This window comes from Cohnella hongkongensis (assembly GCF_042654645.1).
In the GTDB taxonomy this organism is placed as follows: Bacteria; Bacillota; Bacilli; order Paenibacillales; family Paenibacillaceae; genus Cohnella; species Cohnella hongkongensis.
On sequence record NZ_JBHSEP010000028.1, the window covers coordinates 58947 to 79894 of the forward strand.

The 20948-nt window shown below is 59.5% G+C and carries 20 protein-coding genes and 1 riboswitch; of the genes, 5 read left to right on the plus strand and 15 right to left on the minus strand.

Annotated features, from left to right (window positions below):
• Positions 1–7: 7 nt before the first annotated feature.
• From ACFO3S_RS25560 to ACFO3S_RS25575, 4 genes are all read left to right on the plus strand, one after another.
• On the plus strand, positions 8–1120 hold the full coding sequence (locus tag ACFO3S_RS25560; protein ID WP_378101927.1) for a hypothetical protein: 1113 nt from the start codon (positions 8–10) through the stop codon (positions 1118–1120).
• A gap of 238 nt (positions 1121–1358) precedes the next feature.
• Positions 1359–1643 (plus strand): autorepressor SdpR family transcription factor, encoded by a 285-nt coding sequence (locus ACFO3S_RS25565; RefSeq protein WP_378101930.1) that lies wholly within the window; start codon positions 1359–1361, stop codon positions 1641–1643.
• Positions 1630–2316, plus strand: coding sequence for an SdpI family protein (locus tag ACFO3S_RS25570; RefSeq protein ID WP_378101933.1), 687 nt, complete (start codon positions 1630–1632; stop codon positions 2314–2316). The genes ACFO3S_RS25565 and ACFO3S_RS25570 overlap by 14 nt, the downstream gene beginning before the upstream one ends.
• Positions 2317–2346: 30 nt before the next feature.
• Positions 2347–4008: an alpha/beta fold hydrolase gene (locus tag ACFO3S_RS25575; RefSeq protein WP_378101936.1), complete on the plus strand. Its 1662-nt coding sequence runs from the start codon at positions 2347–2349 to the stop codon at positions 4006–4008.
• 24 nt (positions 4009–4032) lie between these two features.
• Here the strand turns inward: ACFO3S_RS25575 and ACFO3S_RS25580 are convergent, their stop codons facing one another.
• From ACFO3S_RS25580 to ftsE, 7 genes are all read right to left on the minus strand, one after another.
• Positions 4033–4353: a DMT family transporter gene (locus ACFO3S_RS25580; protein WP_378101939.1), complete on the minus strand. Its 321-nt coding sequence runs from the start codon at positions 4351–4353 to the stop codon at positions 4033–4035.
• The gene (locus tag ACFO3S_RS25585) at positions 4353–4694 is read right to left on the minus strand and encodes a DMT family transporter (protein ID WP_378101942.1); all 342 of its coding nucleotides are present in this window, start codon (positions 4692–4694) and stop codon (positions 4353–4355) included. Before ACFO3S_RS25585 ends, ACFO3S_RS25580 begins: the two co-directional genes overlap by 1 nt.
• 122 nt (positions 4695–4816) lie before the next feature.
• A riboswitch (guanidine-I (ykkC/yxkD leader) is annotated at positions 4817–4923 on the minus strand.
• Positions 4924–4963: 40 nt separating this feature from the next.
• Positions 4964–6385 carry a PDZ domain-containing protein gene (locus tag ACFO3S_RS25590; protein WP_378101944.1) on the minus strand — a complete coding sequence of 474 codons (1422 nt, stop codon included), beginning with the start codon at positions 6383–6385 and terminating at the stop codon, positions 4964–4966.
• Between the two features lie 131 nt (positions 6386–6516).
• A complete protein-coding gene (locus ACFO3S_RS25595; RefSeq protein ID WP_378101947.1) occupies positions 6517–7995 on the minus strand; it encodes a S41 family peptidase in 1479 nt (492 codons plus the stop codon).
• A 275-nt stretch (positions 7996–8270) separates the two neighbouring features.
• A complete protein-coding gene (locus ACFO3S_RS25600; RefSeq protein WP_378101950.1) occupies positions 8271–9440 on the minus strand; it encodes a murein hydrolase activator EnvC family protein in 1170 nt (389 codons plus the stop codon).
• Positions 9441–9486: 46 nt separating this feature from the next.
• Positions 9487–10404 carry a permease-like cell division protein FtsX gene (gene ftsX / locus ACFO3S_RS25605; RefSeq protein ID WP_378101953.1) on the minus strand — a complete coding sequence of 306 codons (918 nt, stop codon included), beginning with the start codon at positions 10402–10404 and terminating at the stop codon, positions 9487–9489.
• Positions 10394–11080, minus strand: a complete 687-nt coding sequence (gene ftsE, locus ACFO3S_RS25610) for a cell division ATP-binding protein FtsE (RefSeq protein WP_378101955.1) — start codon at positions 11078–11080, stop codon at positions 10394–10396. Before ftsE ends, ftsX begins: the two co-directional genes overlap by 11 nt.
• A 326-nt stretch (positions 11081–11406) precedes the next feature.
• Here ftsE and ACFO3S_RS25615 point away from each other — a divergent pair, with 326 nt between their 5' ends.
• Positions 11407–11640 carry a hypothetical protein gene (locus tag ACFO3S_RS25615; protein WP_378101958.1) on the plus strand — a complete coding sequence of 78 codons (234 nt, stop codon included), beginning with the start codon at positions 11407–11409 and terminating at the stop codon, positions 11638–11640.
• A gap of 225 nt (positions 11641–11865) precedes the next feature.
• On the opposite strand, the gene ACFO3S_RS25620 is transcribed toward ACFO3S_RS25615, so the two are convergent.
• The 8 genes from ACFO3S_RS25620 to argJ all read right to left on the minus strand — a co-directional run bounded on the left by ACFO3S_RS25620 (position 11866) and on the right by argJ (position 20924).
• A complete protein-coding gene (locus ACFO3S_RS25620) occupies positions 11866–12564 on the minus strand; it encodes an SDR family oxidoreductase (RefSeq protein WP_378101961.1) in 699 nt (232 codons plus the stop codon).
• 59 nt (positions 12565–12623) lie between these two features.
• Positions 12624–13523 (minus strand): Rpn family recombination-promoting nuclease/putative transposase, encoded by a 900-nt coding sequence (locus tag ACFO3S_RS25625; protein WP_378101963.1) that lies wholly within the window; start codon positions 13521–13523, stop codon positions 12624–12626.
• Between the two features lie 147 nt (positions 13524–13670).
• A complete protein-coding gene (gene argH / locus ACFO3S_RS25630; protein ID WP_378101966.1) occupies positions 13671–15086 on the minus strand; it encodes an argininosuccinate lyase in 1416 nt (471 codons plus the stop codon).
• A gap of 202 nt (positions 15087–15288) precedes the next feature.
• Entirely contained in the window at positions 15289–16527 is a 1239-nt protein-coding gene (locus ACFO3S_RS25635; protein ID WP_378101969.1) for an argininosuccinate synthase, read from the minus strand.
• Positions 16528–16642: 115 nt separating this feature from the next.
• A complete protein-coding gene (gene argF / locus ACFO3S_RS25640; protein ID WP_378101971.1) occupies positions 16643–17602 on the minus strand; it encodes an ornithine carbamoyltransferase in 960 nt (319 codons plus the stop codon).
• A gap of 66 nt (positions 17603–17668) precedes the next feature.
• The gene (locus tag ACFO3S_RS25645; RefSeq protein WP_378101973.1) at positions 17669–18859 is read right to left on the minus strand and encodes an acetylornithine transaminase; all 1191 of its coding nucleotides are present in this window, start codon (positions 18857–18859) and stop codon (positions 17669–17671) included.
• 30 nt (positions 18860–18889) lie between these two features.
• Positions 18890–19681: an acetylglutamate kinase gene (argB, locus tag ACFO3S_RS25650; protein WP_378101976.1), complete on the minus strand. Its 792-nt coding sequence runs from the start codon at positions 19679–19681 to the stop codon at positions 18890–18892.
• A gap of 13 nt (positions 19682–19694) precedes the next feature.
• Complete coding sequence (gene argJ, locus ACFO3S_RS25655; RefSeq protein ID WP_378101978.1) at positions 19695–20924, minus strand: bifunctional ornithine acetyltransferase/N-acetylglutamate synthase; 1230 nt, start codon at positions 20922–20924, stop codon at positions 19695–19697.
• Between the last annotated feature and the right edge of the window lie 24 nt (positions 20925–20948).

Genomic DNA, 20948 nt, shown 5'->3' on the forward strand with positions numbered 1-20948 from the left:
CGCATCTATGAGCAACGCTACGACCGCAATCCGGTTTCCGTGCCGGAGCTGCGCGGGACCGATGGTTTTCGACGCGGAAAGCCAAAACTTGAAATGTCAGTACTGCGGCGCGGAGCAGCAGATCGAGAAGGTGCTGGATGAGCCTGTGGAGCACCCCTTTCACGGTCGGGCCGAGGATCTGGATCGCCTGCAGGACTGGGGGACTCGGCAGCAGGCGGTACATTGCGAAGCGTGCGGCGGAGAAACGCTGATTCCGGCCGGACAGACGACCTCGACCTGCGTCTTCTGCGGCTCGCCCAAGGTGCTGTGCCAGGAGAACGTCCGCAGCATCCGCCCGGAATCCGTCATTCCGTTCCGGATCACGCGCGACGACGCCGTCCGCTCGTTCGCCGCCTGGAAGAAGAAGCGCTGGTTTCTGCCGGGCAAGTTCAAGAAAGCGAACGTCGATTCCCAGCTGCACGGCATCTATATCCCGTACTGGACGTACGACACCGAGACGTATTCGGTCTATTCCGCCGAAGTCGGCATTTATCATTACCGCACCGTCACTCGTACGAGAGTCGTCAACGGCAAGACGGAGACGTATACCGCCACCGAAAGATATACGGTATGGCATCCCACCCGAGGCGATTACGACAGAAGCTTCGACGACATTCTCATTCCCGCTTCCGGCCATTACGATTCGGGCCTGCTGGAGAAGCTGGGGGATTTTCGCCTGAACGAACTGCACGGCTACAAGCCGGAGTATCTCAGCGGGTATATTTCGGAGCGCTATTCGGTCAGCCGCGAGCAGGGCTGGGAGAGAGCGCAGCGGACGGCCGACCGTACGATCGAATCGGAAGTCCGCAGCCTCATCGGCGGAGACGAGATCCGCAACCTGCGCATCCGAACGACCTACGACGACGTCACGTACAAGCATCTGCTGCTGCCCGTATGGAACGCCAACTACGTCTACAAGCAGAAAACCTACTACTACATGGTCAACGGCCAGACCGGCACCGTCTCCGGACGCGTCCCTCGCAGCCCCTTGAAAATTACGCTGTTCACGCTGTTCTGCCTGGGCATCGCCGGCGCCGTCGCCTGGTTCGTCGCCAGCAACCCGGAATTATTCGTCTCGTAATCGCTCCGCGGAGGGCGTTCCGCCCCGTCTCCAGGCCGAAGCCGTCTAACCTGCGGCCTCTTCCCCGCGGAGCGTCGGCCCGAACACGGCCGTGCTTCGCCGCCCTCTATCCGCTCTTCGCTCAGGCCGATCACGCAGCAACGAGCCGGTTCGAATCGGTTGACGAGTTTCGATATTTAGATTATTATCTAAATATCGAAATGAGAACGGCCCTTCGCGAAAGGAGGGATCAGCCGGCATGAATGACGCTTTCAAGGCGCTCTCCGACCCGACAAGGCGAAAAATACTGCAGCTGCTGAAGGAGCGGGACCTGTCCGCCGGCGATATCGCCGAGCAGTTCAACATTTCGAAGCCAAGCATCTCCCATCACCTGAACATTTTGAAGCAGGCTCGGCTCGTATGCGATGAAAGGCACGGACAAAGCATCATTTATTCCATTAATATGTCCGTGATGCAGGAAGCCCTGAGCTGGTTTCTCGGTATGATCGGAAATAAAGGAGAGACTTCCCATGACGAACGCTGACCACAACGAGCAAGAGCCAAGCGTCTGGTCGAGAAGCGACTGGATTCTGCTGGCTGCGAACATCGCGATTTTTACTGCCGTGTTCCTGATTTTTAACGATCGGCTCCCCGACATCGTGGCGTCCCACTACAATTTAAGGGGAGAAGCCGACCGCACGATGACGAAATCGAGCTTCTGGCTCATGAACGCCGGGCTGACGATCGTGCTTCCGTCGGTCATGTCCATCATTCGCTATATCGATCCGCGGAAGAGGAACTATGCCCGCTTTCAGAACTACTACAATCTCATTCGGTGGGCCATCAATCTGTTTCTTCACTCGGTGCTGCTCCTGGTCGTCCTGGACAATATCGGCTACAAATTGCCGATGCTCAACCTGGTGATCGGCGGCATGGGGATTCTATGGATGATCATGGGCAACCGGATGGGACAGATGCGCAGCAACTTCCTCTTCGGAATTCGCACGCCTTGGACGCTAGTGGACGAGAACAATTGGCGCAAGACCCATCGCTTGGGAGGCCGTCTCTGGTTCGCGGCCGGCGTCATCATGTTCCTGTCGGCTTGGCTGACGCCTTCCGGGTGGACGGTGGCCATCCTGCTCGTCTGCACGCTTGCCAGTTCGCTGGCGCCCGTACTCTATTCTTACATGCTCTTCAAGCAAAGCCCCCAGACTTAATCCCAAATCCATCATACGGAGGTTGTAACGATGAGAAAAATCGCCCTGCTCGCCGCCGCGTCCGCTCTGCTGCTGTCCTCGATTCCTCTAACGGCATCCGCGTCGACATCCGCCTTTAAATTGCAAGTCGACAACCGGGAGGTCGTCTTCACCGACGCCCTGCCGTACAGGAGCGGTCAAGACGTCATGCTTCCGCTGCGCCGGACCGCTCAAGCGCTCGGCCTCAAGGTGGAATATCTGCCGGCTTCCAAGGAAGCTTCGATTATCGGCGAATCCGTGAAGGCGACCGTAAAGGCGGGAAGCAGCCTCGCGCGCCTCGGCAGCGGAGCGGACGTGACGTTCGGCGCTCCGGCCGCCGTCCAGTCGAACCGTCTGTTCGTCCCGCTCTCCTTCTTCGAGCGGACTCTCGGACTGGCCACCGCCGTTCATGAGGACACGTCGACGGCCGCTATTTTCACGGAAAAGCAGGACGACGAGGTTGTCCAGGCGATCGTAGAGAAGCTCGTATCCGGCGAATACCGGGAGCTGTCCGATCTCTACTTCGACGATACGATGAAGCGAGCGGTATCGCCGGACGCGCTTCAAGCCGCTTGGGAGCAAACGACGGCGGTCGCCGGCGAGTTGACCGGAACGAAAATCCAGCCGGCTGCCGCGGAGAATGCCGGTCAGCGCCAATACGTCGTCCGGCTTGCTTTCACCAAGATGGAAGCGGCATTAACGCTTAATCTGAACGCCGACAATCAGGTTTCCGGCTTATGGCTGACGCCCGTCGCGACGCAATCGCCCGTACCGGACCATCTGATCGAAGAGGAGATCGTCGTCGGGGAAGGAACGAAGTACCCGCTTCCCGGCACGCTGACCTTGCCGAAGGACGCGTCGGGCCCGCTGGCCGCCGTCGTTCTCGTGCACGGCTCCGGTCCGAGCGATCGGGACGAAACCGTCGGTTCGCTCAAGCCGTTCCGCGATCTCGCCTGGGGTCTCGCCGAGCAGGGAATCGCCGTCCTTCGTTACGACAAGAGAACTTACGCTCACGGACAGAGCTTCACTCCGGATATGCTCGCTACGTTTACCGTGAAGGAAGAGTCGGTCGAGGACGCCGTCGCAGCCGCGAAGCTGCTGAAGGCCGACAAGCGCATCGACGCGGCGAAGGTGTATATCGTCGGGCACAGCTTGGGCGGCATGCTGGCTCCGCGCATCGACGCCGACGGCGGGGATTTTGCCGGTCTGGCCATTCTGGCCGGCTCCCCTCGAACGCTCTGGGAGATTATCGCGGACCAGAACGCCGCAATCCTCGCCGCGATGGAAGACGGAGATCCTGCGAAGGCCGCGAACGAAGCTCTCGTCGCCGAAGAACTGAAGAAAGCGCAAGCTCTTGCCAGCCTGTCCGACGAGGAGGCCCAAGCCCAGACGGTATTCGGCCAACCGGCGTACTACTTCAAGGAAATGGACAGCCGGGGAGCAGACGAGCTTGCGGCCAAGCTGACCAAACCGGTGCTCGTGCTGCAAGGCGAGGCTGACGTGCAAGTGTATGCGGACAAGGATTACGTTCAATGGAAAGAAGTTCTGAAGAACAATGATAAAGCGTCCTTTAAGCTCTACCCCGGTCTTAATCATTTCTTCGCGAAAAGCGCGGAAAGCCGGGTCGATCCGCAGGTTGTACAGGATATTGCCGACTGGATCCACAGCCAGTAGCCATTAGCCATTAAGACGAGACCGCTATTCGCTGCCGATCGCCTTTAGCCCGATAACGGCGGCGACGACCAGCGCCAGGAAAAAAATTCTTTTGGCTTGGCGGGACTCTCCGTACAGCAGCATGCCGACGAGCGTCCCGCCAACCGTGCCGATCGCGGTCCAAATCGCGTAGGCGGTTCCCATCGATATCGTTTTCATCGCTACGGACAGCAGCCCGAAGCTGATGACAAAGCCCAGGACAAGCAGGAGCAAGCTCAGCTTGTCTTTTTTCTCTTTCAGCCGGTTCATTGCCAGAACGCCGACCACCTCGAACATTCCCGCCAGGACAAGCGCTGCCCATGCCATTAAGCGTTCTCCTCCTTCGGTCTGGCGTCGGTCGTCATTTTCAGACCGCCGATTCCGACGATCAATACCGCGATAAGCGTCAGCTTGACCGCATTCCATTCCGCTTCGAAAAATAAAGATTCGGCCAGCACCGTGCCTGCCGCGCCGATGCCGGTAAAGACCGCGTATGCCGTGCCGACCGGCAAATCTTGCGTCGATCGGATCAGCCCGACGAAGCTGAGCGCAATCCCCAACGCGGTGAGGGCCCATTCCCCGGCGCTCGAGGCGTGCTTTAAGCCGGTGACCCACCCGATCTCGCACAGTCCGGCCGCGAGCAGCAGCAGCCAGGAACGATTCTTCACATCCATCCACCTCCGAATTTAGGGTGCCCTGCCGTACCGGGAGACTCTCGGAAACGTCAAAAAAAGCCCGGAGCATCGCAGGACTTCGCGAACGCCTTGGCGGCGTCGCGGGTCGTCATCGATACTCCCGGGCTTTTATCCCTCCGTGTCCGTCCTGCCCCGAAGGGCGGACGCGCTCCCTCTCGGACCGAACCGGCGAATTCGCCGTGGAACCCTAGGGACCCTATTCCTGATGATCATTTTCAAATTACTAAACGATGCGGCTGTTGTCAAGACTTCGTCCGGATGTGGGCTGCTCTCGGCGGAAGTCCGGCCTCGGCCTTCTCCTTCTCGGCCCTCGCCCGGGCCGCAGCCTCTGCCTCCGCCGCAGCGGCCTGCTCGGCCGCTGCGATCTCGGCTTGACGGCGAGCCTCCTGGAGCCTCATCGTCGGAGAGCTGCTTCGCCTTCTCGCGCCAAACTCCTTCAGCCCCTGCCAGATCGATGCGGAACGAGGCGAGGCCACGAACTCGACGTCGTCGTCCGGCGCCGGAATGAGGCCGAGCTGGTAGTGTTCGCCCTGATAGCGCGCCCGCTGCAGAAACTTGACGTGGCCTTCGCGGTTGAGAACCTCCAGCTTGCAGTAGGCCGATTGAAGCTGCAGGGCGGCATGCAGCTCCTCCTTATTGCGCACGACCGCTCCGTTAACCTTCCGAATCCGTTCTCCGGCCTGCAGCCCCAGCTCCGCCGCCGGCGTGCCGGGCAGAACCGCCAGCACCTTCACGCCCGTGCCGTCCTGGGAGTACAAGGGATCTCTTCCTGCCTCCCTCATCCGACCGATCCACAGCAGCGCCTCATGCAGCAGGAATGCCGCCGCCGAAGCGACCGCGATAAGCGGAGAGAAGAACTCGGCGCTGATCGCCAGACCGGAGAGGATTGCTCCGTAAAGCATTAACAGGTTGCCGGAGGCTCGCGCCTTGTGCTCGGGCCAGTAGGAGGCCGTCCGGTCGCTGAAGCCGATCAGAACCGGGAAGGCGAGCAGACTCCAGGCGTCCGCCGCGCCTCCGAACAGAGGCGTCCAGGGCAGCGCGAAGCCTCCGCCGGACGCCGGAACGAGCCAAAGCAGCGGAACGGGCCATACGCCGCTCAGGGCGTAAGCGCCCATCGGCTTGCCCCTCTTGCCTTGCAGGAACAATGGAATCGCCAGCGATCTGTTCTGCAGCCGCACGAGCATGCCCTCGGCGAGATGAAGCAGTCCGGCGATGAACAGAAGCGCCGGAACGTCGACCGCCGCGAGCATTCGCAACGCTTCGGCGACAGGCCCTTCCGCGGCCTCGAAGCCGATCCGCTCCGCCGCGAATTGAATCAAGCCCAGCGCTCCTGCGGCATATGCGAGACAAATATATCTGAGCTGGAACAGCGCCAGCACGCCCATCGCGATCCAGAGAAGCATCAGCGTCTCCCCGCTTAACCGGGCCCCGACTCCCGAACCGATCGCGGACAGCGCAGCGCCGACGGCCAGTCCCGCCCCTGCCCGGACGAGCGTTAATCGCAAGGCGCTGTAGAGCCGAACGTGATACAGTCTGCGCTGAAGCGCAACCGTATGTCTGGCGTGCCACCACACGAGCGCAACCGCGATATAAAAATAAGGGAGGGCAAGCAGGCCGATCGCGGCTTGTCCAACTTCCCCCAGCACATTCAGAAACTCATCCATCGCGTCTCTCCTCTTTTCCTGGCTCTAACGCGTAACGCAAAAAAGGAAGCCGACCCGAGGTCAACCTCCTAAATCGTATTCGACGGAGGACGGCAAAATCCTGCTCCCGGCGCCGATTCGAAATCAGCCGTTTAGGGGTGCACCGAAGATTCGAGCAGCTTGCGGGCTTCGGATAGCGCCGTCTGCCACTGGGTGTCGTTGTTTCGGTCTTGAATGACGGCGTACAGCTTCTCCTCCAGCCGTTCGGCCGTCGCGACATCGACCTCGCCCGTCTGCGGAAGCGACTCGCTTCTCTGGAAGCTCTCGACCGCTTCCTTCGTCCGCTCGCTGTAATACCCGTCCGTGCGGTCCGTCGGGAATCCGACGCCCGCCAGAATCGTCTGCAGGTTTTCCACGTCGCTGCCGGTCGAATCCACCTTCAGAACCGTATCTCTCGGCAATCTCCACGCCAGGAAATAGCCGGGCAAAGCGGAAGGAATGTCCGGCTCGAGCCCCGTCTCGTTGATCGACGTCCCGTCCGGCAGCAGCCACTTGTATACAGTCAGCTTAATCAGACTTTCGTCGCCCAATTCGCCGCTAAACTGGACCTGAACCGTTCCTTTGCCGTAACTCGTATCCCCGACCAGAACCGCTCCGGCGGACTGCTTCAGAGCGCCGGCCAGTATCTCCGAGGCGCTGGCGCTGCCCTTGTTGATCAGCACGACCATCGGATACCGTTTGCCGTTTTTCGCTCCGTTCTCGGCCACGTCCACTTTGCGCTGGCCGCTGCGATACTCCGACTGCACGATCGGCTTGCCCTTCTCCATCAGCTGATCGGCGACTTCCACGACCGACTGAAGGTAGCCTCCGGGATTGTTCCTGACGTCGATGACGAGAACCTTCAGTCCCTTCCGCTCCATCTCGGCAAGCTCTATCGCCACTTGAGCCGACGTCTCGCTCGTAAACTGATTAATGGTCAGCTGTCCGATGCCGTCCGCTACGATCTCCGAGCTCACCGTCTTCGGATCGATCCGGTCGCGAACGAGCTCCAGATCCAGCGGCTCCGATCTGCCGGCCCGCTGAACCTTCAGCTTCGCCTTCGTTCCCTTCGGCCCTCTGATCTTGGCGACCGCATCGCTTAGAGTCAAGCCGTACAGGCTTTCTCCGTTAATGGAAAGCAGCACGTCCCGCGGCTGAAGGCCCGCCTTCTCCGCCGGAGACCCTCGTATCGGCGCCTCGACGACAACGGTGCCGTTCTCGATTCTCAACTCGGCGCCGATTCCGGTGAACGCCCCCTGCAGGGCGTTCAAATAATCCTCGGCCTCTTCCTCCGGCTTGTAGACGGAGTACGGATCGCCAAGCGACTCGACCATGCCCTGCAGGGCGCCGTCAATCAGCCTCTTGCGGTCCGCAGGGAGCAAATAGCGCTTCTCGATCAGGGACACCGCTTTGTTGAGCTTGTCGAGCTCGTCTTGACGCAGACCGCCCTGCTCATTCCCGGGGCTCCAGCTATTCGCGTCCTTGGACGCCCATCTCCACCCCGGAAATTCAAGGAGGGCATACGTCGCGACGCACGCAGCTACCGCCGTCAGCGCAATCATCGCCGCGACGGTGCGACCTCTGAACAGCACTTCCCCCACTCCCCGAAATTCGTCATATCCTAGAATATGACAAGCTTAATAAATTTAGACGAATACCGTCAAACCGGCTCGGACGATTTAACCCGCTCCCCGTTAGTGCCGATCGCACCAAGCTTAAACGGCTTACGCCGTCCTTAGGATCGGCGGGATAACGTTTATGTCGGAGGTGATTCAGATAAGGATAGCGAACTCTATTCTCTCTGAAATCATAAATAAAACAGCCGATGCCCGACAAGAAGTCGGAGGATCGGCTGTTTCCTCATCGGCTACTTCAAATAAGGCGCGGGATCGACAGGCTCGGAGTTTTTGCGAACCTCGAAGTGCAGATGGTTGCCCGTCGATTGGCCGGTCGAGCCGACAAGTCCGATTTTCTCTCCGCGTTTTACCGTGTCGCCCTTCTTAGCCAGAATCTCGCTCATATGTCCGTACAGCGTCCATAATCCGCCGCCGTGGTCGATGATGACGCAGTTGCCGTACCCGCTCCACGACTGGGCCACGATGACGACGCCCGTCTCGGCCGCATAGATCGGCGTTCCTTTGGGAGCAGCCATGTCGATGCCGGCGTGAAGCTTTCTTTTCCCTGTAATCGGATGGATCCGGTACCCGAAACCCGACGACAGCCGATAATCCGACTTCAAAGGCATGCCCAGCTTGCCGCCCGTGTAGTACGTTTTGATCCGATTTTTCTTCGCTTCCAGCGCCGATGCCTGCTTGGCCAGCTCCGTGAGCTGTCTCGCGGACTCCTCGCTGATCTCCTCCAGCTCCTCGATCTCCACGGACAGCTTGGCGATCAGCACTTCCTTATCGCGCTCTTCCTGCTCCAGTTCGGCCTTGTGCTGCTCGATTTCCACATACAGAAGCCGGATCTCCTCCAGCTCCTGCTCCCTCTGGAGCTTCAAGGCGGCGACTTCGTCCGCATACTTCTTCTTCTCGTCGAGAATGCTGCGATCCTGAGCGGCGATCGCTTCCACCGCGTCGAACCGATCCAGGAAGTCGGAGAAGCTCGCCGCGCTGAGCAGCACGTCCAGGAACGACACGGGACCGGCCGTATAGGCCATTTTGACCCGCGAAGCCATCAGCTGGTCGCGATTGTCGCGCTGCTTGATGGCATTCTCCAGCTCCACGCCGGTTTCGTACAGCTTCTCCTCCGCATCCGCTATTTTCTTCTGGGTATTTTCCAGTCTCTTCTGCACGATATCGATGCGTTCCAGCAGCTTCTCGATGTCTTCCTTCGTCGCCTCCTGCTTGCCCGTCAGCTCTTGAACCGTCTTCTCGGCATACCGCTGATTATGGGCCGCGCGGTCCATCTCCTGCTTGAGCTGCTTCAGATCCTGTTCGATCTTCTCCAGCTCCGACTGGGCTTGTCCGTCATAAGGCCGAACGACCAGCCCGACAACCAACAGCATCGCGATCAACAGCAGCAGCTTCTTCTTCACTAGGCTCCTCCTCCGGAAAACGTGGATCTTTCCCCATCTTTATTTTTTATACCCTTAAGTATCTGCGAACCGAAATGGTGCTGCCGAAAATTCCGAGCAGCGTGCCCAGCCCGACAATCGAACCGCCGACGCTGCTGAACACCTCGTCCAGCGTGGCAAACTGGATCAAATACAGCCCTACGGTCGCGCTCGCGGATTCGACCAACTGCGAGTAGCCGAACATCAGAATGGCCGCGCTCAGCAGCGAACCGAAAAATCCGATAATCGCCCCTTCAATGAAAAAGGGCCAGCGGATAAAGCCGTTGGTCGCCCCGACCAGCTTCATGATCGAGATTTCGCGGCGCCGGGCGATAATGGTCATCTTGATCGTCGTCGAGATGAGGAACATCGCCATCACGGTCAAGCCGAGGACGATGACGATCCCGATGTTGCGAACCGCGTTCGTGATGCTAAACAGCTTCTCGATCGTGTCCTTGCCGTATTTGACTCGTTCGATCGTCTTGTCCGGGTCGGTCAGATTGATCGCTTCGATCTGCTTGGCGATATAGGCGATCTGCTGCGGATCGAACGCTTCGACCTCGAAAGAATCCGGCAGCGGATTGTTCTCGGCGTCATACCCGTCCAGCGCGGCTCGCCCTTCCTCGCCCATGCTCTCGCGGAACCGCTCCAGCCCCTCCGCCTTGGAGACGAAGGTAACCGCTTTGACTTCGGGAATGCGCTTGATCAGTCTTTCGATCTCCTCCGCTTTCGCTTCCGTCGCGTCGGTCTGAAGATAGACGTTAATTTGCACCTGGCTGTCCAACTGGTCCGCCAGCTTGTTGACGTTCATCGCCAGCAGCATGAAAACGCCGAGAATAAACAGGGAAACGGCAATGGAGCTCATCGACGCGAACGTCATCCAGCCGTTGCGTCCGACATTTTTGAAGCCTTCCCGAATATGACGGAGAATCGTGCTAAATTTCATAGCCGTATTCCCCTCTCGCCTGGTCGCGCACAATCGTTCCCCGCTCGATGGCGATGACGCGTTTTCTCATCGTATTCACGATCTCCTTGTTGTGGGTAGCCATCACGATGGTCGTGCCGCGAAAATTAATTTCCTCCAGCAGGTTCATAATGCCCCAGGACGTATCCGGGTCCAGGTTGCCCGTAGGCTCGTCCGCGACGATAACCGCAGGGTTGTTCACGATGGCGCGGGCGATCGCGACTCTCTGCTGCTCTCCCCCGGACAACTGCGCAGGCAGGCTCCCTGCCTTGTGCTTGAGTCCGACGAGGTCCAGCACCTCCATCGTCCGGCGGCGAATCAGGCGCCGGGGCGTCTCGATGACTTCCATCGCGAACGCCACGTTCTCGAAAGCGGTCAGCTTGGGAAGCAGCTTGTAATCTTGGAAAATGACTCCGATATTGCGCCTCACGTACGGGATTTTGCGATGCTTCAGCTTTCCTATATTAAAGCCGTTGACCGAGATTTGCCCCTTCGTCGGATATTCCTCCCGGTAGATCAGCTTCATGAAAGTCGATTTGCCCGCTCCGGACGGTCCTACGATGTATACGAATTCATTGCGATCGATCACGAGGTTGATGCCTTGTAGAGCCGTCGTGCCGTCCGCATAGGTCTTCCAGATGTCATGCATTTCGATCACGGTATCACTTCCTGTTAAGATTCAGACTTTAGATACTTCGACATCATGCCTGATTTTCCTCTCTTTGTCGATTAATTGCCCGGGAAATCTGTCGAAGTCTTCTGCCAGAGGCCTTATTGGGCGCGGGTTTGGCAATTTACTTAGAATTTTTTAATTTTCGGAGGATCGATTCCGGAAAATCGACGCATGACCGTTTGGGAATACTTCACAGACGTTTCCGGTCGTTTGACCGCACAAAGGCGGCTGAGCGGTGAATGTGGACAATACGGCGGGAGCGAGCTCAAACTAGGGGGTTCCGGCTTCGACGCTCGAGGGTTTCGTTTTTTTTGCGAATCACGGCCGAAGAAGCGCTTCAAGCGATCGAGAGCCGACCCGATTACTCCTGGTGGGAACGGGCGAGGCTGCGGCTTTACGGAGAACGGGGGGCCGCATTCGGCATTGACGCATCCTGGGACTCGGAACGATTGGAGCAGGCCGCGAAGCAGGCATGGGGAAATCTCGTGCGGGAAGAAGGAACCGACGCGAGCCGCACGATCGAGGAACGCAATAAAGTCCGTTAGCACCCATTCATTAGTCGCCTATCCATAAGGCCCACATGCCAACCGTCCCTCGCTCCTCCCGTTAAACGTCGACCCTTTTGTGGATGAAGCTCCGGATTTAAGGAGCCCAGCCGCAAAGCAACTCGGACCAGGCTTACGCTGCGGATGCTTGGTCGAAAAATCGTACACAGCTACCCGGATCAGGCCCAAACTGCGGACATTTGGTCGAAAAAATCGTTGTCGGCTTTAGAACGGAAGGCGCGACCCATCGGCATGAATGAAGAAGCCGTCGTGATCCGGCTTGCGCAATGCGGCAGCCAGTTCATAGATTTGCCGCGCCGGCTCGGAAACGTCCAGCGGAGCCTCCGGCCCGCCTTGGTCGGTGCGAACCCAGCCCGGATGAATCGCGTAGACGGGTATGCCGCTGTCAGCTAACTCATGCCGCAGCTTGCCGGTAAACATATTAAGCGCAGCCTTGGACATGCCGTAGGAATAGTCTGGGCTTCGGACGTCCTGAATGATGCCCGAAGCCGACGACAGGTTGAGTATCATCGCCCTGTCGCTCTCCCGAAGAAGCGGAACGAAGTGCTTGCACACTCGCACAGGACCGAATACGTTCGTCTGGAAGGTCGTCTCGTAGTCTTCCAATTCAGCGCTCTCCACGCCATCCTTCCGGCCGATGGCGATAGCGGCATTATTGATGAGGATGTCGACATAACCATAGGAAGCCTTGACTTGCCGAGCAGCCTCCCGCACCGAATTCTCGTTAGCGGCGTCCAGCTCTACGATCGCGATTTGGTTGCCATAAGCCGCCTTCAAGCTCGCAAGCTTGTCCGCCGTCGCCGGATTGCGCACAGCCGCGATGACGTCGTGCCCCTGCTCGGCAAACTTCTTTGCCAGCTCCAATCCGATTCCTCTGCTTGCTCCGGTAATCAATATCTTCATCGTTGTCCCTGCTCCCATCTTGTTGTAATTTTCCTATGTGATCCTCTAGCTCCTTGTGCTCAATGCTTTCTAAGCTTCTCCACTTCGACAAGCGGAATGTCGAGGGTATCCGCCACTTGTCCTGGAGTATACCCTTTGGCGAGCATCCGACGGACGAACGATGCCCTTTCTTCGGCTTTCCCCTTCTCCAAACCTTCCTTGATCCCATCTTCGTATGCCCAACGTTTCCATGCAGGCATGAGCTCCATGAATTTCATCCTTTCCTTCGGATGGTCTTTCAAGATTTCATCCAGCAGCTTCTCGTCTTCGTCCCGGTCCGGTTCGATGATCAAATCGGCCACCGACATCAACAGCGCCATTCTCGCATCGTCTAGCTTGTAACTAAGCCGTAAAAGCATTCGCAAATAAGCCGAACGCATTTCTCTTTTCTCCTTCTCATTGTATCCCATTTTGACCAAGAGCGCAGCAGCCACAGGATTATCCGAAGCGATAAAGCGTCTCCAATCCAACGTTCTCAACTCGACCTTCAGGAACCTGAAGCGGACGATCTCATGATCGGGAATGCCTATGACGAACGTATCCGGTTCCTCTCCCCCTTTATCCGCCGTGAAAATGGCAATCGGAATCATGAGCCGGTGCTTATTGCGATGGCGCTCGAACAAGCGTCCGAAATATATAAACATCCGCTCATGAAAGTCCTTCTGACGATACGACTGCGGCTCCATATGCATAAGGATATAAGCGTCGAGCGCTTTATAGCGGGTTTCCAGCAGCAAGTCCAACGTTTTGGCTTCTTCGCCGACGACGTCCACGAGCAGCTCTTGCATCAAAAATCGGGTATGGCGATGATCCAGCAACGTGCTTAGGTCCGGAAAAAAGAGTTCGATAAACTCCGCGAAAAACGTCTGCAGCAGTTTCTTGAGCGCTTCGTCGTGCGGTTTGGCTTTCTTCTCGTTCATCCGCATTCCTCGCCTTCTTCACTGGCCCGTTCAAGACAAAACGCCGCTCGCTCCCTCGTCAAAGGGAACAAGCGGCGTGTGCTTCACGGCCGTTTTTTTTATTGACTCTATCTTACCTGATATCGGGACCCGCGAACAAGCCCATTTTTATTGGCTCTTCTTTTCGTACTCCTCAACCCATTGCGCCGTACGGGACAGTTCGGCTTCGGCGCGCGAGATGGCGGCCTCCACCTGCGGAGTCGCCGTACCGCCGTACACGTTGCGGGCGTTGACGACCGCTTCCGGCTGAAGCACGGCGTAGATCCGGTCGTCGAACAAGTCGGAGAACTGCTTAAACTCGTCCAAGGTCAGGTCGAGCAGGAACTTGTTCTGCTGGATGCAATAGAGAACGGTCTTGCCGATGACCTCGTGCGCCTGGCGGAAAGGCAGTCCTTTGCCGACGAGGAAGTCGGCGATGTCCGTCGCGTTGGAGAAGTCTTGATCGACGGCGCGGCGCATCCGATCCTTGCGCACCTTCATCGTCTCGATCATGGAGGCGAACAACTGGAGTGCCCCCTGAAGCGTCTTGACCGTATCGAACATGCCTTCCTTGTCTTCCTGCATGTCCTTGTTGTACGCAAGCGGCAGCGACTTCAGCACGGTCAGCAGGCCGACGAGGTTGCCATAGACGCGACCGGTCTTGCCGCGGACGAGCTCGGGCACGTCCGGATTTTTCTTCTGCGGCATGATGCTGGAGCCGGTGCAGAAGGCGTCGTCGAGCTCGACGAACTGGAACTCGGTGCTCGACCAGAGGATCAGCTCTTCGCTCAGGCGCGACAAATGCGTCATGATCAGCGAGGCGCCGGCGAGAAATTCGACGATGAAGTCGCGGTCGCTGACGGCGTCGAGGCTGTTCTCGTAGACGCGTCCAAAGTTCAACTGCTCGGCCGTAAAGTGACGGTCGATCGCAAACGTCGTGCCGGCCAGCGCGCCCGCACCGAGCGGCAGAGCGTCGATGCGCTTGTAGCTGTCCTGGAGGCGCTCGATGTCGCGGCCGAACATCGACACATAGGCCATCAGGTGATGCGCGAACAGGATCGGCTGCGCCCGCTGCAGATGCGTGTAGCCCGGCACGATCGTGTCGAGATTTTGCTTGGCTTGTCCGATCAGCGCCGCCTGGAGCTTGCGCAGCATCTCAACGAACTCGACGACGCGCTTGCGGAGGTACAGATGCATGTCGGTCGCCACCTGGTCGTTGCGGCTGCGTCCCGTGTGCAGCTTGCCGCCGACCGGGCCGATCTCCTCGATCAGCGCTTTCTCGATGTTCATATGAATGTCTTCGTCGGCGATCAGAAACTGCTGCTCGCCGCCGCGGATTTTCTCGCGAACCTTCAGCAAGCCCGCCTTAATCGTCTCCACGTCGTCCGCCGGAAGGATGCCGCACTTGCCGAGCATCGCGACGTGCGCCAGACTGCCCTGGATGTCTTCCTCGGCCAACTCCTTGTCGAACGTGATCGATGCCGTATATTCTTCCACCAGTTGGTCCGTTTGCTTCGTAAAACGGCCCCCCCACAGCTTGCTCATAATCCGTATACCCCTCTCTTATCCTTGATCGAGTAACCATATCCGTTCCCTCGCACCGGCGAACTTGCATGCTCAGAACGCCACCCGCCGTTAAACGGCAAAAGGGGAGCGCCGCGGCGAAGGTGCCTCCCGTCATGGCCCCGGCTGGCGGGGGATGGTTCGGCAGGCTTCGGGCGCGATTCTCCCTTTTGCACTTTATCAATTAAATGCCGGAAGCTCCGTTGACGCCCGAAGAAACCTTCAGGCGCAGAGCGTTCAGGCGGATAAAGCCGGTAGCGTCGCCTTGATCGTACGCTTGCGTAGGATCGGCCTCCATCGTCGCAATGTTCGGATTGTAGAGGCTGACCGGGCTTTTCAGTCCGGCGGCGATGACGTTGCCCTTGTACAGCTTCAGGCGGACCGTTCCCGTCACGTTCTTCTGGCTCTCGTTCACGAGAGCCTGGATAGCCAGACGTTCGGGTGCGAACCAAAAGCCGTTGTAGACGAGAGTGCTGTATTTGGAGATCAGGGAATCGCGCAGATGCATTACGTCGCGATCCATGGTCAGGGACTCGATCTTGCGATGAGCGGCGAACAGGATGGTGCCGCCCGGGGTTTCGTACACGCCGCGGCTCTTCATGCCGACGAAGCGGTTCTCCACCATGTCGACGCGGCCGATGCCGTGCTTGCCGCCGACTTCGTTCAGCTTCTCCATCACGTCGAGCGGGCTCAAGCGCTCGCCGTTAAGGGCGACGCAGTTGCCGTTCTCGAAGTCGAGCTCGATATACTCGGCCTCGTCCGGAGCTCTCTCCGGGGAGACGCTGAGCACGTACATGTCTTCGACTTCGGGCGCGCTCGGATCGAACCAGGGATCCTCGAGCATGCCGCTCTCGAAGCTGATGTGCAGCAGGTTGCGGTCCGTCGAATACGGTTTGGCGGCCGAAGCCTGAACCGGAATGCCGTGCTTCTCCGCGTAGGCGATCATTTCTGCGCGTCCCGGGAACGCGGCGCGGAACGCTTCGTCGCGCCACGGGGCAATCACTTGGACGTTCGGAGCAAGAGCGGCAGCCGTCAGCTCGAAGCGAACCTGGTCGTTGCCTTTGCCCGTCGCGCCGTGGGCGATCGCCGTCGCGCCTTCCGCCAGCGCGATCTCGACCATGCGCTTGGCGATCAGCGGACGCGCAATGCTCGTGCCGAGCAGGTATTGACCCTCATAGAGAGCGCCCGCCTGGAACATCGGGAAGATGAAGTCCTTCGCGAATTCCGCCCGAAGATCGTCGATGTAGACTTTGGACGCGCCGGTCTTGAGCGCTTTCTCCTCAAGGCCGTCCAGTTCGTCCTTCTGGCCGATGTCGGCGGTGAAGGTGATGATCTCGGCGTCGTAAGTCTCCTTCAGCCACGTCAGGATGACTGAGGTGTCCAGCCCGCCGGAGTAGGCCAGCACGATTTTGTTCTTTGCCATGGAATCGGAAGCTCCTTTGAACTTGAGTGTAGAAGTGCAATGATTCGATCTTCGTTCGGCGAAAGCCGTTACGATTGCGGAATCGGCGGATGTCAGGCCATCCGGGTTCCGTCTCTTACATAATCGCGGCCATGATCGCTTTCTGAGCGTGAAGGCGATTCTCGGCCTCGTCGAAGATGACGGAGTTCGGGCCGTCGATGACGCCTTCCGACACTTCCTCGCCGCGATGCGCCGGCAGGCAGTGCATGAACAGATAGTCCGGCTTCGCGTATTTCACGAGCTCTTCGTTCACCTGATAGTTTTTGAACGCCTTCTCGCGCTCCTTCTGCTCCTCCTCGAAGCCCATGCTCGCCCATACGTCGGTATAGACAATGTCCGCTCCTTCGATCGCTTCGCGAGGATCGCGCAGGATGCGCACGCTGCCGCCGGTCTCCGCCGCCGCTTCATGCGAAGATTTGACCGATCTCTCGTCGGGATCGTAGCCTTCCGGAGACGCGCTGGCGAAGTGCATGCCGAGCTTGGCCGCGCCCATCATCAGCGAGTGAAGCACGTTGTTGCCGTCGCCGATGTAGGCGACCTTCAGCCCTTCCAGCTTGCCCTTATGCTCCAAAGCCGTCTGATAATCAGCCAGCGCCTGGCAAGGGTGGGACTGGTCCGACAGCGCGTTAATGACGGGGATCGTCGCCCCCCGCGCAAGCTCTACGACGTTGCGGTGGCCGAACGTCCTCAGAATCATGCCGTCCAAATACCGGGACATCACCTGGGCCGTGTCGAGAATCGTCTCCCCCCGGCCCATCTGAATGTCGTTGCGGCTCAGGAACAGCGCCTGGCCGCCGAGCTGGTACATGCCGACCTCGAAGGAAACGCGCGTGCGCGTCGACGATTTCTCGAAGATCATGCCGAGAGTTTTGCCTTTCAGGGGCTGATATACCTCTCCGGCTTTCTGCTTGCGTTTTAATTCGATCGCGAGATCGAGCAGGTACCGGATTTCTTCCGGCGAATAATCCACCAGACCGAGAAAATCGCGGCCCTTCAGCTGCGCTGCAATTTGTTCCAGGTTCGCTGCCGTAGTCATGGGCAAACCCTCCTTCTCTATTTGCGAAGCTGCGGCCTCCGCCGCCGCTTGCTCGGGAATTGCGGTTTACGTGGCGGCCGTCTGAGCCGCCGCTTGCTCGGCCAGCACGGAGGCGATCAAACCGACCGCCTCGTCGATTTCTTCACGGGTGACGAGCAGGTTCGGGAGCAGCCGGATGACGTTCGGTCCGGCCGGCACGACGAGCAGCCCGCGCTTGTGCAGCTCGGCGATCGCCTCGGCCGCCGGGCCGTGGCACAGAATGCCGACCAGAAGCCCTTTGCCGCGCACTTGGTCCACGTACGGCAGTCCCGCCAGCTTTTCCTCCAACTGACCGATTAAATATTCCGAGGCCGCAGCCGCTTTCTCGGCTATCTTCTCCTTTACCATCGTCTCGACGGTAGCCGCGACGACGGCCATCGCGATCGGCGTTCCGCCGAACGTCGTCGCATGCGCTCCCGGCACGAACGCCGGCTTCACGTGCGCCTTCGCCAGCATGGCGCCCACCGGGAAGCCGCTGCCGATGCCCTTCGCCAGAGTAAAGATGTCCGGCTCGACATCGTAGTGCTCGTAGGCGAACAGCTTGCCGGTACGCCCCATGCCCGTCTGCACTTCATCTACGATCAGAAGGATGCCGTGGCGGTCGCACAGCGCGCGCACGCCCCTCAGGAAGTCCTGATCGACGGGGATAACGCCGCCTTCGGCCTGAACCAGCTCGAGCATCACTGCGGCCGTCTTGTCGTTCACGGCTGCCTTCAGCGCCTTCAGGTCGTGAAGAGGCACGTGCACGAAGCCTTCCGGAAGCGGAAGGAAGCCCTCCTTCACCTTGTCCTGGCCGGTCGCCGTCAGCGTCGCCAGCGTGCGCCCGTGGAACGACTGGGTAAAGGTAACGATCTCGTAGCGGTCGCTGCCCTTCAGCTTCTGATGGTAACGGCGGGCGAGCTTGATCGCCGCCTCGTTCGCCTCGGCGCCGCTGTTGCAGAAAAACACCGCATCCGCGCAGCTGTTGTCGACCAGCAGTCTGGCCGCTTTCTCCTGCGCCGGGATATGGAACAGGTTGGAGACGTGCCACAGCTGATCGAGCTGGCTTGTCAAAGCGTCCTTGACCGCATCCGGCACATGGCCCAGATTCGTGACCGCCAGCCCGCTCATGAAATCCAGGTACTCCTTGCCTTGATCGTCCCACAGTCGGCTGCCCTTCCCCTTCACCAAAGTAATGGGATATCTCGCATAAGTCGAGAACAACGCGCTGTCACTCATACCGATCTCTCCTTTTTCCGCCGTGTCGGCTTACGCCCTTACGATCCGGGTTCCGATATCGCCTGCCGTCAAGGCCCGGCTGAGCACCCGTTCCGCCGAACCGTCCACGATCCGCACTTCCTTCACGTTCCCGTGCAGGCAGCTCATCGCCGCTCGCACCTTCGGGATCATGCCGCCGTAGATCTCGCCGCTGGCGATCATCTCTTCGATGTCCGCGAACGTGACGACGGGCAGAACCCGCTTCTCGCCGTTCACCGTCCGCATGATGCCCGGAACGTCGGTCACGACGATCATCGTCTCGACGCCGAGCGAGGAAGCGACTGCGCCCGCCGCCGTATCCGCGTTGATGTTGTACCGCTGCCCGGCGTCGTCAATGCCGATCGGCGCGATGACCGGCAGGTAGCCGAGCCCGATGACGCCCTCGATCAGCGCCGCATTCACGCCGACGACGTCGCCGACATGGCCGATCTCGTCCGCGTTCGCCACCGGTCTGGCGACGATCAGCTTGCCGTCCGTGCCGGACAGGCCGAGCGACTTCGCTCCGTTCTGCTGCAGCCTGCGCACGATCTCCTTGTTGATGCGTCCCGCCAGCACCATCTCGACGACATCGAGCGTAGGCTCGTCGGTGACGCGCAGTCCGTTCACGAACCGGCTCTCGATGCCCAGCTTGCCGAGCGTCTCGTTAATGGCCGGACCGCCCCCGTGCACGATGACCGGCTCGGCGCCGTTTTCCTGCAGACTTCTCAAATCGTCGAAAAAGACGTCGGGCAGCGCCGCGAGCGTGCTGCCCCCGCACTTCATCACAAAACGTTGTTTGCTCATGAGCGACTACTCCTTACGTCCGATAAGCGGCGTTGATGCGCACGTAATCGTACGTCAGATCGCAGCCCCATGCCGTCGCTTTCCCGCTTCCCATGTGGAGATCCACATGGATGGCGACGGTATCGCCTTTTAAATATTCCAATGCCTGCTCTTCGTCGAAAGAAACCGGACGGGACTGCTCCAGCACGACGATGTCGCCCAGCCGGATGTCTACCGTCGCCACGTTCACGGGCACGCCGGCGCGGCCGACGGCGGCGATGATGCGGCCCCAATTGGCGTCCGCGCCGTACACGGCCGACTTGACGAGACTGGAGCCGATGATCGTCTTCGCGATCGCCTGCGCCGCATCGTCGCTGTCCGCGCCGGAAACCGTCGTCTCGATGAGCTTCGTCGCGCCTTCCCCGTCTCGGGCGATCGCTTTGGCAAGCTCCGTGCAGACGTGCCGCAGCCCGTCGGCGAATGCCGGGAAGTCCGGATGCTGGCGGGTCAGCTCCCGATGATCCGCCAAACCGCTGGCCATCGCCACGAGCATGTCGTTCGTGCTCGTATCGCCGTCCACCGTAATCATGTTAAAGCTCACGTTCGTCACTTCGCGCAGAACCTCTTGCAGAAGAGTCGCGCCAATCTTCGCGTCCGTCGTGACGAACCCGAGCATCGTCGCCATGTTCGGATGAATCATGCCCGAGCCTTTGGCCGCGCCCCCGATTCTTACCGGCTTGCCGTCGACCGTCAGCTCGACGCAGCTCGTTTTTTTCACAAGGTCGGTCGTCAGAATCGCCTGGCAGAAGTCGTCGGAGCCCTGCTCGTCGCTTCGCAGCCGTCCCGGCAGCTTCGCGATGCCCGCATTGACGCGGTCCATCTTCAGCAGCTCGCCGATGACGCCGGTAGAAGCGACCGCCACCTCGTCTTTGCTTACGCCGAGCGCTTCCGCCGCGTTCGCCTGCATTTCGCGCGCGTCCGACTCCCCTTGCTCGCCCGTGCAGGCGTTGGCGTTGCCGCTGTTCACGACAACCGCGCGCAGCACGCCGCCTTTAGCCAGCGCCTCCCGCGTAATCAGCAGCGGGGCCGCCTGGAATAGATTCGTCGTATATACCGCGGCGGCCGCAGCCGGAGCCTCGCACGCGATGACGCCCAGATCGTGGCGTTCGGTTTTTTTCAAGCCGCAGTGCAGCCCTCCGGCCTTAAAGCCTCTCGGCGTCGTGACGCCTCCGCCCTCCACGATCGCATAGCTTTGTTTTCCCATGATGATCCGTCCGTTCCTCTCGTC